We start from the raw sequence: 15,438 nt of genomic DNA on the forward strand, positions 1-15,438 counted from the left end.
CTAGCGCCCCTTCATTTTTACGGATTCGTTGTAGGCGTTCATCACCCCGGAAATACTCAAGGAAATTACCAAGTATATTGCCATCAGAAGCAGCATACACTCCATCTCACGACCGGTCTGGTTCAGAGTTACACCGCCAAGCGTACCAGTCAGATCCATATAACCAACGGCAATCGCCAAGGAAGAGTTCTTGGTGATGTTCAGGTAGTTGGAAATCATGGGTGGAATGATAATCCGCAGAGATTGCGGCAAAATCACAAGCCGCATGATCCGATTTGGGCGAATACCGAGTGCGGAGGCCGCCTCGCTCTGTCCCTTATCGATAGCCATGATGCCAGCGCGAACAATCTCTGCAATAAATGCGCCGGAATAGATGGAAAGCGCTAACCAAAGCGCCACCAAAGACGCCCCAGCTTTTGTGCCACCTACGTAATTGAAGCCTTTGAGAACTGGGAACTCAAGACCAATTGGCATACCAGCAATGAAGTACATCAAGGTGGTGGGAACAATTAAAATGCCAAGGCTGTAAAGCCCCACGGGTAGGATCCGCCCCGTTGCATCCTGCTGTTTTTTAGCCCAGGAGCGAAAGATGAAAATACCCGTGATAGACGCTAAAAGAACTGCAACAACAGCGAGGTAAGCCCCCTCAAAGGTAAATGCAGGTAGGTAAAGACCACGGTTAGTTGCAACAAACGCACCACCAAGTTCAGCTTGGGCAAGTTTAGGCTTTGGGAAAGCACTAATTATCACTGTCCACCAAGCGAGGATTTGCAGCAGCAAGGGTACGTTGCGCACGCTCTCGATATAAACTGCCATCAAACGGGAAACGACCCAGTTTGGAGAAAGGCGCAAGATACCAACAGTAACACCTATGACGGTAGCAGCAACGCACGCCAAAAATGCAATAAGAAGTGTATTGAGGAGGCCGATAAGGGCTGCCTCCCAATGGAGTGATGCTGAGCTGTAGTTCACCAGCGTCTGATCTATGCCATAGCCAGCTGGCTCAAAAAGAAACCCAAAGTTGAAATCTTTGCCAAGGTCAGCCAGATTATCTACCACGTTCATCACAAGCATCATGACGACGGACAGGGCAACTATAAGTGCAATTATCTGGATCGTATAAGATCTGTAGCGCGAGTCTCGCCATAAATAAGAGAACTGGAAGCTTTTTTCGGCTGGAACGGTTGAAATGCTCATAATATAGCCCGCCTTATTATATTTGGAAAAAGGGCGCTGTTAACCTGCAACAGCGCCCTCTTTAAAAAGCGTTCAGATCAACGGAATGGCGGAGAGTACTGCAGACCACCTTCGGTCCACATTGCATTCAGGCCACGAGCAAGGTTAACCTTGGTTTTTGTACCCAGGTGACGTTCAAAGACTTCGCCGTAATTGCCAACTGCTTTAATCGCAACAAGCGCAAAGTCGTTGTTCAACCCAAGAGATGCACCCATCTCACCAGCCTGGCCAAGCAGACGTTTTACTTCTGGATCATTGGAATTTGCAGCCAAGTCATCTGCATTTGCAGAGGTAATGCCTTTTTCCTCAGCAATTTTCATTGCATTCAAAACCCAGCGACCAATATCTGCCCACTGATCATCGCCATGACGCACAAGCGGACCAAGTGGCTCTTTGGAAATGATTTCTGGAAGAACAAGGTGGTCGTCTGCATTTTCAAACGTAGCGCGGGAAGCAGCAAGGCCGGACGCATCTGTTGTGTAAACATCACAAGCATCAGCAAGGTAGTTTGCGCGGCCCTCTGTGTTGGTTTCCATAGGCAGCGGCTCAAAAGACATGCCGTTTGCTGTGAAGTAGTCGGATAGGTTCAGCTCAGTTGTTGTACCTGTCTGGATACATACAGTCGCGCCGTCTAGCTCCTTCGCAGAGGTCACACCAAGTGACTTCTTCACCATGAAGCCTTGACCATCATAGTAGCTCACACCCAGGAAGGTGAACTTCAGGTCGGCATCACGGGAGAATGTCCAAGTCGTGTTACGCGATAGGATATCAACTTCACCGGAAGCCAGCGCTGTAAAGCGGGTCTTACCAGTTGTTGGTGAGAACTCGACTGCATCCGGATCACCAAGAACTGCGGCAGCAACAGCGCGACAGTAATCTACGTCAAAGCCCTGCCATTTACCGTTTTCATCAGTGTAGGAATATCCTGCAAGTCCTGTAGAAACAGCGCAACGCAATTTGCCGCGCTCTTTCACATCGTCAAGAGTGCCAGCAGAAGCTGCTGAGAACGAAGCTGCTGCAAACATTGCACCGAGCGCAACTGGAAGGATCATTTTTTTCATAGAATTGGAGCCTCTTTTGTTGTCCAATTATTAAATTCATCACTTGGAGTAGCAGGAAATTCTCCCCCTCTAAGGAAAACAACCGAGACAGACATGATTGTACATGTCCTTAAAGCCCCCCTATTGGCTTCAACCACTCAATACCAAGCATTCGATGATATTTATCAGAAAACGTCAAGGGATTTTTATTAATAACTTAGTCTATTGGGAGCTATTCATCAACGATTGAAAAGTTTTTACGCAACTTACATCTCAATTGAACACGCTTTAACCATAGAAGCGAAAAGGTAAGTGCAGATAAGTTTACGCAGATAAACAAAATAATCCAAACAATACTGAAATAGAGAGGAAACGTTACTTGGTGAACTAATATAAAGAAAAAAATAGACTTTGAAAGGGACGGCAAATTCAGAGCAACTTTCTTCAAATCTACGTAATTTCTATTAAACATTACAGTCAGTTTGCACAAATAATACGCAATTTCACCAAAACCCCACGAGGAAAACTAACTTCCCCATGGGCAAGTAACGTTCATCAATTCGCGTGCAGTCAAGTTGCATTTGTTGCGGATAATTTCGCTAGAAATTCGGATCCTTGCGTTTTTCTTTGTAGATAAGCCATAAATTTCGAAAATAGATGATCAAACCGAGCCCCTGCCCAGCGATGAAGACAGGATCTTTTTTGACAATTGCGTAGGTCAACAGAAGTGCCCCCCCTCCGATTGAGAAGAACCAGAAGGCCACTGGCACAATTGACCGGCCAACCCGTTCTGACGCTATCCATTGGATCATAAAGCGCATCATAAACATGATTTGCGCAATAAAACCCCAAAGAACCCAAAAGTCCCATTTTACAATAAAGACTTCATAGAACCATTGATACAGACCAGTAAGCATCTACTTCTCTCCTTGTTCATGTAAGAAAAGAATATCTGATATCACCATAGTTTCAGGAATTGCCTTCCGGCGGCGACGCAGCCACCACACACCAAACAAATCAAGAATGCCGACAAGCGCGCGATCAAAAATGCCGTATTTGGAAACACCATATGCGCGTTCACGGTCAACGACATCAACATGAACAACGCCATAACCTTCACGGATCACAAGTGCAGGCAGAAAGCGATGCCAGCTATCAAAGTAAGGCAACCTGAGGAAGACATCCCGGCGCAGAACCTTAAGCCCGCACCCACTGTCACGCGTGTTATCTTTTAAAATTGCCCCGCGTAGTTTGTTCGCCGCTTTAGATGCATAACGCTTAAATACACTGGCCTTGCGACCTAGCCGCTGCCCAGCGGCAAGGCCAATACTCTCCCCGCCTTTTTCAAGCGCCGCGAGCAGATCAGGAAAGTAGGCCGGATTATTCTGCCCATCACCATCAATGGTTGCAATATAAGTTCCACGTGCATTGAGCACCCCTGTGCGGACAGAGCAGCTTTGCCCGCAAGATTTCTTGTGGTGGAACAACCGCAGGAAAGGATGCGTACCAGCATAACGCTGAAGAACCTCAAGGCTATCGTCAGTAGACCCATCATCAATGACAATTGCCTCAAAAGCTCGGCCCTTTAACGCCTCAGCAATTTCGTCAAGGAGGTGTGGAAGGTTATCTCGCTCATTCTTTGCAGGGATAACGACACTGACTTCAATACTAGCTTCAGCAAGACTGCTGCTCATTCTTGGTATCCCTAACTTGGCTCCTTTCCTTCCGGGCCAAGTTAGGAAACGCTAACTCAGTCCATCCGGGCAGAAACAGATCGGCTTCGCCCTTGCACAGGGCGAATATTTTTCGCCCCCAAAAGAGAGCGAATGCACCGGTTTGCAGAGAAACTGTTCATGTTAGGGTGGATCCGCCCAAGCTTACAAAAGCGGAACCCAAGGCGCCGACGAGCCATCCAACGAGCACACATATAGGCAAAGACACTGCCCACAATAAGGCCAGCAATGACATCGCTTGAATAATGAGCCCCAACTAGGACACGGCTGGCGCCAATCCATAGACCAATGACGACAATCAACCAGCGCAATTTGGGAAACATCAGAGCAAGAGCCACTATCAAGGCGCCCGCGGTTGTAGAATGCCCGCTAGGAAAACTTGAAAACTTGGCCTGCCAGGCGAAAAAATCAAACCTCAGAGGGCCAACTTCATCAAAAAGCCCTGGACGCGCTCTGCCTATGTTCCACTTCAAAACAATGGCCAGAAGTCCACTCATGGCAACAACGAAGAACAGATAACTCCCATATACCGTAAAGTAAGAGACTGCCATCTTTCTACGAAACGACAAGTTGTGCCAACCACCAAAAATCATGGCTAGAATCCAAATGCCTGTTGGGAATAATATCCAGTCAGATTTACCAAAATCAGTGATTGTCTCAAAAACGTCGTGATAGCTGCCGGGTAGACCGCGAGCCCAAATCGGGCTGCTCGGATCAAGAAACACCATAGCCACGCCGCACAAAGCAATCAGCACCGCTGCAACATTTTGAACTTGCAACATTTGTGGCACGAGAGGAACAGCGACAGAACTCCGCGCTTTGCGATTGCCAATTATTGTGCTGGCAGCCTTATAGAACGCACCAAAATTTACAGCGCCAACGCGTATATAAGATTTTAAAACAGTCGAGACAGATCGTCTCTCACTGGAGCCCTTCTCATAGGAAGAGGCCTCCAAATAAAGCTCAGGTGCCTTTACATCCCTATCTGCGGGTGTTGCTGCATTGCAATCATCTTGAGAAGATGGCTTCTCTCCTGGTCTTTCAAGGGTGTCTACAGCACCATCATCAATGCTCACTGCGTCGCCCCACCTACATAAAATATATGTACCAGCAATGTTTTACCGCCATTTATATTAATACCGGATACGCTAGGTGCTTCCGAAGTCTTCAATCCCAACTGAAGGACTTCCGCATCAAAGCGGTCCAATTGTCGTCCTTCCACCAACGCAACTCTGCAGGTTCCCTCAGAAAGGGCCGCCCCCTGCACTCCAGCAGCTAAAAAGCGAGCTGCCTTTTCTGCGCTAAGCAATTGTGTTTGTGTGCCTTGCAAAAATACAAAGCTTGGCTCGTTAAACCCTGCACTAGCAACCTCTGTGCTCCCACATTTTGCAATGCTGCTCACGGCTTCAACGAGCTTTGGAGAAATCCAAACCTTCGTTAAGGCGGGCACTGCAAACATCCAGAACCCAACAAACATCAACACAGCCGATGCATAGACAGAAGGCATCGCCTCAAGAGGTTTGCTCCGAACAAACTTATGCGCAGCCGAAACCGCCATGATGACAGCAAGCCCGCACAACACCGCCGCCGGTGGAGAAGGCCACAAATCCAGCAAAACCGGCCCGACAATCACCCCTACAGCAATGGCCAGCGGGACAAGAACCAGCAAAAACATAGCCGTGTATCTCACGTACAATCCGGCAGGCTTATGTGTTTCCTGTACCAATAAGCCACCTACCAATAAGGCAAGCGCAGGCATCATCGGCATCGTGTAGTGCGGAAGTTTTGTTGAAACCAATTCAAAAATGATCCAGGGCGGGATCAACCAACATAATAAGAATCTATAACAATTTAGATTCAACTTTTGCCTAATTCTCTTAAAAATAACAAGAAAAAAAGATGGAATCGGCCAGAAAATGAGAAACATGGCGAGAAAGTGGGTTAACGGCGGTGCCCCGTGGCTTTGCCTCCCAGATCCAACTTTCGCCCAGAGGTCTCCTCCAAGAGCATCCCTGAAAAAGGCACCATCACTCTCAATATGCACAACTACAAGCCATGGTGCGACGATCAGAATGTAGAGTAAAGAACCCGTCACAGGTGCCAATCCGCGAAGCCAGCTGATCCGCTTATCCCAAATAGACAGGAACAAAATGGTCAAGCCGCAAACCAGCAGAATAATCGGCCCCTTAATAAGAGTGCCTAATCCCAACCCCACCCAAAACAGGAGTGCAGTAGACCATACCGCTCGTTTTTGTTGCGCCATCCATACGCGCGCCAAAGCACCTTGGGAAAGCACGACACACGCCAACAAAACCGCATCAGTTTTTGCCAGACGCGCTTCCACATTCAGAATCAAAGCCAAAGCGACAAGCAAGGCAGCAACAAAGGACGCTGGCTCAGCAAAAAAGGCCCTTGCCGCCCAATAACTTAATAGGACTGCAATCACAGCTCCAAAAACAGAAGGCAGCCGGAACACCCAAATGGGTGCAGTCTCGCCATACCCCAGCAGCTTTGCAGCTCCAACTTGCATCCAGTAAATACCAATGGGCTTTTTATTACGAGCTTGGTCCTGATAATGGATGGTGACGTAGTTTCCGCTCTCCATCATCTGCTTGGAGGCCTGTGCAAATCTCGGCTCATCCCGGTCCAACGGTGGAACCGCAAATAACCCAGGCAAATACAAGCTCAAACAAACAACGAGCAACACAACGGGTGCAAGCCAGTCACGCCCGCATATCCTTAGCCACACCCGAAGCTGGCCATTATCTGTATCACTGTCCGCTGGAGACATGGTGCGGCCTCATACGCTACTCAACAGAACATGAAACAAACCAAGAACAAAGCGTTGCAAACGTTTCTACGTGAAAGGTGCTGTGCTCCTAGTCGGCCCCTTTCACCACTAAAGCAGCTCACCAACGAAAACACAGTCCTCGAAATTTCCCAGTCAAAAGCAGAGGCACAACAACTCCCTTCACAAAGCCTGGGGGCTATTTGAGGGTTGAGAAGAAAAAGTCGCCCCGCCGAGCAACACTAATCAACAACTTTAATTAAACTCTGGGGAAATCGGTGGATTAAACCACAGCCGTACAGTTTCGAACAAATTCCATACTTAAACTAAATTCCAACACGTGGGCAAATTCGGGAAAAGTAAAGTGCGTCGGGAAATTAGACTATCCGCAGCTGTAGTGCTGGCTGCAAGCGTAGCTGGCTGTGCCAGTTTCAGTGCAGGACCAACAAAAGATGTGCAGCTTTCGCATATCCAGATCAACAAGCAGGAAGCGCTCCGTCAAACCAATGCATGGCGCACGAAGTACTCTCTCCCACCAGTAAAGCTGGACCCGCATCTCAATGACGTTTCGCAGGACATGGCGGACCACGTTGCACAACTGGATTCTTTGAAAACCAGAAAGCACTCCGCATCCAGCCTGATTAAACGTACCCAGGCAAGCGGTTATAAATCCTCTGCTGGAGCAGAAAACCTTGGTGCAGGATATGCGAGTATTTCCGCCGCCATGACAGGCTGGAAAACCTCTGCCGACCACAACAAAAACCTGTTGAACAAAAACGTTACCCATATGGGCATTGCCAGAACCAATCGTCCCGATGGCACCTACCGAAATTTCTGGGTCATGACGCTGGCGGCTCCAAAAACACCTGTCACCGCAACGGGTTTTTCAACCGTCTCGCTCCCCTTCCCGATCCAATAAGCCCACCACAATCTAACCTGCGATAAATCATTGGGGGTATTCTGCCCTCTCTTCCTTTACGCTTCGGTGAAGAGCACCCATATACAGGGTCTGTATATTTTGATCACCGGAGATTTAAGATGAGTGAGACCGCTAAGGTTCTTCTGGAAGACTGGAAAACCCCATTTGGACTTCCACCCTTCTCAAAAATTAAGGCAGAAGATTTTGCTGATGCCTTTGGAGAAGCCTTTACAGCGGGCGAGCAGAATTTTGATCGCATTGCACAAGACCCGGCAGAGCCAACATTTGAAAACACAATCGTTGCGCTGGAAACGGCTGAAGACGCGTTAGAGCAGGTAGCTTCCGTGTTCTTCAACCTTTCCTCCGCCAACACCAATGAAGCCATGCAGCAGGTGGAGCGGGACGTTTCGCCAAAGCTGGCCGCGTATTCTTCTAAAAAGCTGCTAAACCCAGCCTTGTTCAAGCGCATTGAGGTCCTCAAGAGCAATGAAGCGTCTTTGGGTTTAAACCCGGAGCAATCCCGCGTACTCGAGCGCTACTACACCATGTTCCAACGCGCAGGTGCCGGGCTAGGCGCAGAAGGCAAGGAGCGGGTTGCGCAGATCAACGAGCGTCTCGCCACGTTGGGCACCAAGTTTGCACAAAACGTTTTGGCGGACGAAGCCTCCTATAAACTTGTGCTGGAAAAGGAAAGTGATCTGGAGGGCCTTCCGGATTTCCTCATTAAAGCTGCAAGCGCTGCGGCTGAAGAACGTGGTGAACCCGGCAAATACGCGATCACACTCTCTCGCTCCTCCATTGAACCATTTCTCCAGTTCTCCAAACGCCGCGATCTACGCGAAGAAGCCTTCACTGCATGGGCAAAGCGCGGAGAAAATCCCGGCGAAACCAACAATGCTGCTATCGTTCGCGAAACTGTTCAGCTTCGCAATGAAAAGGCAAAACTTCTGGGCTTCCAGAGCTTTGCTGATTTCAAGCTGGATGACGCAATGGCCAAAACCACTGGCGCAGTGGAAGACCTGCTAAGCAATGTGTGGGCACCAGCAAAGGCAAGAGCGTTGGAGGAGACCGCTGACCTGCAGGAGATGGCTCAGACCGAGGGGGACAACATTGAGATCGCCCCTTGGGACTGGCGCTACTATTCTGAGAAAGTGCGCAGCGCCAAGCATAATCTGGATGAGGCGGAAATCAAACCGTACTTCCAACTGGACCAGATGATTGAGGCCGCCTTTTATACAGCAACCAAGCTGTTCGGCCTCACCTTTAAGGAGCTGAAGGATCAGGATCTCTACCACCCAGACCTGCGCATGTTTGAAGTCTTCGACAAAAATGGCGATCATCTCGGCATCTTCCTTGGCGATTACTTTGCCCGCCCGTCCAAACGCTCTGGCGCATGGATGAGCGCTTTCCGCTCCCAGCAGAAACTCAAAGGCGATATCCGCCCAATCATTGTCAACGTCATGAACTTCTCAAAGGCACCGGAAGGCGAACCAACCCTTCTCACTTTTGACGATGCCCGTACCCTGTTCCATGAATTCGGGCACGGCCTGCATGGTCTCATGTCCAATGTCACCCATCCGTTGATCTCAGGCACCAGCGTGGCGCGTGACTTTGTTGAGCTCCCATCCCAGCTCTTTGAGCATTGGCTGGATCAACCTGAAATCCTGAAGACATTTGCACGCCACTACAAAACCGGTGAAGCGATCCCTCAGGAATTGCTGGACCGCCTGCTGGCAGCCGCCAACTTCAACCAAGGTTTTGCAACAGTCGAATATCTGGCAACCGCGATTGTCGATATGGCGATCCATAAAGAAGAAAAACTGGATGGTCTGGATCCGGCACAGATAGAAGCGAAGGTTCTTGACGAAATCGGCATGCCAAAAGAAATCATCATGCGCCACCGCATACCACACCTCATGCATGCGTTCTCTGGAGATGGATACTCAGCTGGCTACTACAGCTACCTCTGGTCAGAAGTAATGGATGCAGATGCATTCCAAGCCTTTGAAGAAACCGGTGATGCGTTTGATACTGACACAGCAAAGCGACTGGAAAAATCCATCTATTCTGCGGGTGGATCTCAGGATCCAGCAAAAGCTTATCTGGATTTCCGCGGAAAGATGCCAAGCATTGAGCCATTGCTGAAAGGCCGTGGATTGGTGAGCTAAACATCACAGTTCCAAACACAAAAAGGGCGGACCAGCAGGTTCGCCCTTTGTCGTTTTGGCTCTAAATGATGAAAGCTAACCTTTCATCATCCGCTTCAGACCACATAAAAACACCACAAGCCACCCGAGCACCATCAGCATACCTCCGGTTGGAGCGGCAAAATCAAACAGCTTCTCGCCAACAAACAAGCGCTGAGCCAGATCACCACAAAACAGGCCAACTCCGGCAATCAAAAGCAGCATGGCAAAGGCGATACCTCTGGAAGAGGTAATGCCATGAGCAACGCCAAGACCCACAAAAGCAGCCGCATGCATCATCGTAATCTGAGAGATAATCATCAGGTATTGATTGTCGGTCGCATGAGAGGCTGCAGCAGAAGATAAAACAGCTATGACACCGCAAACACCGCCAAGTGCCAAACCAAGCCCTAGTCCATGACCCAATTTAAGGCGCGTCTGATCAGATCCCGCCACGTCACCAGCATTTTCCGGCATTGCCTGCTCCTTATCCATCAATTCTCCATCACAGAGTGCGCGAACCTTTTACGCGTTGCAACTGCATATAGGATGTCCAGCCAAAATTGCAAAACTGATTGCGACAACGCAAGTCCTCTTTTTGCTGGCAAACCCTCACCCCTCAGATATATCTAATCCGAGCAAGAAGGGTATGAACCGTCATGCAAGACAACCTAGTCATAACAGATTTAAAGAATGTTCCTCAGTTTCTGGAACAAGCAGCGCAGGGCATGTGGTTGGAATGGTGGGAGGAAGAAGGCCATCCAATTGAGGATGTCTATGAGGAATTGCGCAGCAGTCTTGGCACACAAACGCTCCCAACAACCTTAATCGCTCACGATGAAGAGCAATTCCTCGGCATGGTCATGTTGGTTAAATCAGACATGAGCAAACGACCTCAATACACGCCATGGCTTGCCTCTCTTTGGGTGGCACCAGACCATCGAGGCAAAGGTGTCGGCTCGCGCTTAGCAAAAGAGCTGAAAACCCACACTTTTAGCAGCGGTGCTAACCAACTCTATCTATTCGCAAAACCAAGCCTACGCGGGTTCTATGAGACCCTTGGTTGGCGGTGCATTGAAGACGATGTGAATGGCGTAGACATCTTTATCAAAGAACGCCGCGTGCATGAGCACTCCGCGTAGGATCAGCAATATCCGTTATACGCAGGGATGGTTTCGCTTGTCCCTGCCATGTGTTCACGCTGAGACTTCCGGCGATGTGAAAAGGTTTACCGCGTGCTTTGAGCAAGGCCTGCCCATGCGGTTGATCTTCCGCCTTAAACGCAATCGCCTTGAGGTTGGTGCCGTCATTGCCGCCAAGAGTCACACTCACATGCCCCTTACCAACCACCTTGGCAAACTTGATTGGCACAGATGGCAACGCAAAGACAGGCTCAGCATGAGATGCGCCGAACGGGCCAGCTCTCTCCAATGTATCAAGTAGAGTCAAATTTGCGCCAGCAGGTGTCAGAACCCCGTCAATGGTCAACTCATGATCAGCAGAGGCCTTCTCTACATCATCAGCCAATTGCTCATTCAAGAACGCTTCAAACTCTTCAATCTTCTCTTTGCGCACAGTGAGACCGGCCGCCATCGCATGGCCACCGCCTTTAACAAGCAAGCCTTTTTCAACAGCAGCACGCACAGCTGACCCCAGATCAACACCAATGATAGAACGGCCTGAGCCTGTGCCCATACCGTCCTCATTAAACGCCATGGCAAAGGTTGGACGGCGGTAACGCTCTTTCAATCTAGATGCGATCAACCCAACCACACCGGGGTGCCAGCCATCCGCACCGGTCAAAAGCACAGCAGGAGGCATGCCATTGCCTTCCATCTTTTGGAAGGCTTGCCCTTCACCCTCTTCCAGCATGATAGATTCCAGAGCCTGACGTTCTTGATTGAGACGCTCCAGTGTCGCTGCAATGCGCTCACCTTCATCCCGGTCATCACAGGTCAGCAACTTCATTCCAAGGGCAGAATCACCAATACGCCCACCCGCATTAATGCGCGGGCCAAGCATATAGCCCAGATGAAAGGTCGTAGGTTTGCCGCTCAGCCGCGAGATATCCGCAAGGCAGGAAAGCCCCACATTCTCGCGCCGTGCCATAACCTGTAGCCCCTGCACCACATAGGCACGGTTCAACCCTTTGAGCGGAACCACATCACACACGGTCCCAAGTGCAACCAGATCCAGCAGATCCATCAGGCGCGGTTCTGCCCGCTGAGCAAACACACCGCGCCGTCTCAGTTCGCGGTTTAACCCGACGAGAAACAGGAAGCACACGCCAACGGCTGCCAGATGCCCCTGCCCGGAAAGGTCATCCTGCCGATTGGCATTCACCAGCGCATGAACCTCGGGAAAATCAACATCCACCTGATGGTGGTCTAAAACAATCACTTCAAGCCCAAGACGCTTTGCTTCCGCAAAGGCTTCAAAGGAGGTGGAACCACAATCAACCGTTATCAAAAGCCGCGCTCCATTGGCGTACAGCTGGTTGATCGCAGTCGGGTTCGGGCCATACCCATCAAAAATGCGGTCTGGAATATACACTTCCGGCTCGTTGCCAAGTTGCACCAGATAGCGCTTCATGATGGCCGAAGAGGTCGCTCCATCAACATCATAATCACCAAACACAGCGATCTTCACGCCCGCTTGAATGGCATCAGCCACCCGCGCACAGGCCTTATCCATATCCACCAGTTTGGATGGATCCGGCATCAGCTCTTTCATAGAGGGTGTTAGGAACCCCGGCGCTTCAGCCAGTGAAACATCCCGCCCGGCCAGCACACGGCCAACAACCTCAGGCAGGTCCGTTCTTTGGGCAATGGCAAGCGCCCGCGCCAACCCCTGATCATCAAGCCGCTCGCGCCAGACCCGTGAACTCAAAGACTTGTTGACACCAAGTACGACACGCCGATCAGCGCTGCTTGCATCCATTGTCATAACCATAGAAAAGAACTGCCCGGATTCATAACGCGTACCGCCGAAAAAGAGGTCCGGCCTCAAACTAGAATACGCGTAAAAAACAAGAATTAAAGCCGCTTTCCCACGTCTCGGTGTGTAAGTGGCCTCAAATGCAAAAGGGGCGAGTGTTTATCACACCCGCCCAATTTCATGATCTATCGTGCAAACAGCTGCAAATCAATCCAGATGGAACTTTTCCAGCTGATTATGCTGCGCTTCGATGAAGCGTACAGTGCCAGTGGTCGAGCGCATCACTACCGTATGGGTGGTGATGTGGTTGCGGCCAAACTTAACGCCCTTCAGGAAGTTGCCAGTGGTTACACCAGTTGCCGCGAAGATAACGTCTCCCCCAGCCATTTCTTCCAGAGTGTACTTGCGGTGAATGTCGTCAATGCCCATTCGTCCAGCACGTTCCACTTGCTCATCGCGGGTGATGACCAAACGGCCCTGCATCTGACCACCGATACAACGCAATGCCGCGGCAGCCAGCACACCTTCAGGTGCCCCGCCAATACCAACGTAAAGGTCGATACCGGTTTCTTCCGGGTCCGTGGTGTAGATAATGCCAGCAACGTCGCCATCGCCAATCAGGAAGATGGAAGCACCAGTGCCGCGAATTTCGTCAATCAATTTTGCATGACGAGGACGATCCAGCACACACACTGTCACGTCTTTGATTTCACAGCCCTTGGCCTTTGCAACAGCGGCTAGGTTTTCCTGAATAGGACGATCAAGATCGATCGTGCCTTCTGGGTAACCTGGACCAATCGCGATCTTATCCATATAGCTGTCTGGTGCGTTCAGCAGGCCACCAGCCGGTGCCAACGCAATAACAGCAATGGAATTAGGCATGTTCTTCGCGCAGATCGTAGTGCCTTCCAGCGGATCAAGCGCGATATCAACCTTAGGACCATCCTTGGTGCCGACTTGTTCGCCAATATAAAGCATCGGCGCTTCGTCGCGCTCCCCTTCGCCGATCACGACAGTGCCGTCGATCGGAAGCTGGTTCAGTTCGCGGCGCATTGCGTCCACAGCTGCCTGATCGGCAGCCTTTTCATCGCCCCGCCCACGAAGGCGTGCTGCAGATACAGCAGCACGTTCCGTAACACGTGCAAGTTCCAGTGTCAGAATACGGTCAAGAACGTCAGTTGCGTCCTGATGACTATCCGCCATTTAAACCTCTCGGGTGTCCTGTCATTCACGCATAAACGTGAGCTCAGTTATTTCAGGTTTTCTATACGTAGCATCTGTGGCTTACCAGAAGTTACATTTTCAGCAGCAATTGCATCCAGAGCTTCGCGCACAGCCAGCTCAGTGGTTTCGTGCGTGATAAGGATGACACTACGCGGTGCTGCAGGATCGCTTACACCATCCTTATCATTTCTGGAATGCGGTCCACGTTGAACAATAGACTCAAGGGAGATCCCTTTGTCCGCCATACAACGCGCAATTGTGGCAAAAGTACCGGCTACATCCAACACAGCCAGACGAATGTAGTAGCCACCTTCATGCGCACGCATACGCGCTGGAACATAAGGGGCAAGCGTTGTTGCAGACTGGCCAAACACTGGCAAAATGATATTGCGCGCAATATCAACCAAGTCAGAGATAACGGAGGACGCTGTTGCATCCCCGCCAGCACCAGGACCAACCAGCACAACTTCACCAACAGCATCGCCATCAACAGCAATGGCGTTAAGGACACCATCAATGCGAGCAATAGCAGAGGATTTTGGCACCATAGTTGGGTGAACACGCTGCTCAATGCCCGTATCGGTTTTCAAAGCAACACCGAGAAGTTTGATCCGGTAACCAAGCTCATCCGCCGCTTTGATATCAGCATTAGAAATTGATGTGATGCCTTCCACATAGATGGCATCAGCATTCACTTCACAACCAAAGGCAAGGCTTGTCAGCAATGCCAGCTTGTGAGCGGTGTCAAAGCCCTCAATGTCAAAGGTAGGATCAGCTTCAGCATAACCAAGACGCTGTGCATCAGCCAGACACTCAGCGAAGGAAAGCCCCTCGCGTTCCATACGTGTGAGAATGTAGTTACACGTCCCGTTCATGATGCCATAAACGCGGGACACATCATTGCCCGCTAAGCTCTCACGCATGGTCTTGATGATTGGGATACCGCCAGCAGCGGCAGCCTCGTAGTTGAGGCAAACGCCCTTGGCTTCAGCAAGGCGAGAGAACTCTACCGCATGCTTGGCAAGGAGCGCTTTATTGGCCGTCACAACGTGCTTACCGGTTTCCAAAGCAGTGCGAACACTAACCTCAGCCGGACCATCTTCGCCGCCAATCAGCTCGATAAATACGTCAATCCCATCAAACTTAGCAAGTTCGATGGGATCTTCAAACCAGGTCATGCCGTCAAGATTAACGCCGCGATCTTTAGAACGACTGCGAGCACTCACAGCCACTACTTTGATAGGTCGGCCACATCGGTTGCTAAGAACATTCGCCTTAGCCTCGAGGATACGAACCAACGAAGCCCCGACGGTTCCAAGACCAGCAACGCCAACTTTCAAAATATCAGTCATAAATACCCAATGTTTGTAGGGGT

13 protein-coding genes are annotated in these 15,438 nt (G+C 50.2%); 3 read left to right on the forward strand and 10 right to left on the reverse strand.

The genetic code is table 11. The annotated features are described in order from the left end of the window. The 6 genes from BLS62_RS14020 to BLS62_RS14045 all read right to left on the reverse strand — a co-directional run bounded on the left by BLS62_RS14020 (window position 1) and on the right by BLS62_RS14045 (window position 6,800). Entirely contained in the window at window positions 1–1,197 is a 1,197-nt protein-coding gene (locus BLS62_RS14020) for an amino acid ABC transporter permease (protein ID WP_093181836.1), read from the reverse strand. A gap of 77 nt (window positions 1,198–1,274) precedes the next feature. Then, the gene (locus tag BLS62_RS14025; RefSeq protein WP_093181837.1) at window positions 1,275–2,297 is read right to left on the reverse strand and encodes an amino acid ABC transporter substrate-binding protein; all 1,023 of its coding nucleotides are present in this window, start codon (window positions 2,295–2,297) and stop codon (window positions 1,275–1,277) included. A 578-nt stretch (window positions 2,298–2,875) separates the two neighbouring features. Next, entirely contained in the window at window positions 2,876–3,193 is a 318-nt protein-coding gene (locus tag BLS62_RS14030; RefSeq protein WP_093181839.1) for a lipid-A-disaccharide synthase N-terminal domain-containing protein, read from the reverse strand. After that, window positions 3,194–3,970 carry a glycosyltransferase family 2 protein gene (locus tag BLS62_RS14035; RefSeq protein ID WP_093181842.1) on the reverse strand — a complete coding sequence of 259 codons (777 nt, stop codon included), beginning with the start codon at window positions 3,968–3,970 and terminating at the stop codon, window positions 3,194–3,196. 56 nt (window positions 3,971–4,026) lie between these two features. After that, window positions 4,027–5,085: a phosphatase PAP2 family protein gene (locus BLS62_RS14040; protein WP_208990854.1), complete on the reverse strand. Its 1,059-nt coding sequence runs from the start codon at window positions 5,083–5,085 to the stop codon at window positions 4,027–4,029. Continuing rightward, window positions 5,082–6,800, reverse strand: a complete 1,719-nt coding sequence (locus BLS62_RS14045; protein ID WP_093181844.1) for an ArnT family glycosyltransferase — start codon at window positions 6,798–6,800, stop codon at window positions 5,082–5,084. Before BLS62_RS14045 ends, BLS62_RS14040 begins: the two co-directional genes overlap by 4 nt. A gap of 361 nt (window positions 6,801–7,161) precedes the next feature. Here BLS62_RS14045 and BLS62_RS14050 point away from each other — a divergent pair, with 361 nt between their 5' ends. Together BLS62_RS14050 and BLS62_RS14055 are read left to right on the forward strand one after the other, a co-directional pair. Next, complete coding sequence (locus BLS62_RS14050; protein WP_208990855.1) at window positions 7,162–7,716, forward strand: CAP domain-containing protein; 555 nt, start codon at window positions 7,162–7,164, stop codon at window positions 7,714–7,716. Between the two features lie 119 nt (window positions 7,717–7,835). Next, entirely contained in the window at window positions 7,836–9,884 is a 2,049-nt protein-coding gene (locus BLS62_RS14055) for a M3 family metallopeptidase (protein WP_093181849.1), read from the forward strand. A 75-nt stretch (window positions 9,885–9,959) separates the two neighbouring features. Here the strand turns inward: BLS62_RS14055 and BLS62_RS14060 are convergent, their stop codons facing one another. Next, window positions 9,960–10,397, reverse strand: a complete 438-nt coding sequence (locus BLS62_RS14060; protein WP_208990856.1) for a DUF423 domain-containing protein — start codon at window positions 10,395–10,397, stop codon at window positions 9,960–9,962. Window positions 10,398–10,561: 164 nt separating this feature from the next. On the opposite strand from BLS62_RS14060, the gene BLS62_RS14065 reads away from it, so the two are divergent. Further along, window positions 10,562–11,044, forward strand: coding sequence for a GNAT family N-acetyltransferase (locus BLS62_RS14065; RefSeq protein ID WP_093181853.1), 483 nt, complete (start codon window positions 10,562–10,564; stop codon window positions 11,042–11,044). Here the strand turns inward: BLS62_RS14065 and recJ are convergent. From recJ to BLS62_RS14080, 3 genes are all read right to left on the reverse strand, one after another. Beyond that, window positions 11,010–12,854: a single-stranded-DNA-specific exonuclease RecJ gene (recJ, locus tag BLS62_RS14070; RefSeq protein ID WP_093181856.1), complete on the reverse strand. Its 1,845-nt coding sequence runs from the start codon at window positions 12,852–12,854 to the stop codon at window positions 11,010–11,012. The two genes, BLS62_RS14065 and recJ, sit on opposite strands and share 35 nt — an antisense overlap. A gap of 192 nt (window positions 12,855–13,046) precedes the next feature. Next, window positions 13,047–14,042 (reverse strand): class II fructose-bisphosphatase, encoded by a 996-nt coding sequence (glpX, locus tag BLS62_RS14075; RefSeq protein ID WP_093181859.1) that lies wholly within the window; start codon window positions 14,040–14,042, stop codon window positions 13,047–13,049. 47 nt (window positions 14,043–14,089) lie between these two features. Continuing rightward, window positions 14,090–15,415: a homoserine dehydrogenase gene (locus BLS62_RS14080; RefSeq protein WP_093181862.1), complete on the reverse strand. Its 1,326-nt coding sequence runs from the start codon at window positions 15,413–15,415 to the stop codon at window positions 14,090–14,092. Window positions 15,416–15,438: the final 23 nt, after the last annotated feature.

Source organism: Pseudovibrio sp. Tun.PSC04-5.I4 (genome assembly GCF_900104145.1).
In the GTDB taxonomy this organism is placed as follows: Bacteria; Pseudomonadota; Alphaproteobacteria; order Rhizobiales; family Stappiaceae; genus Pseudovibrio.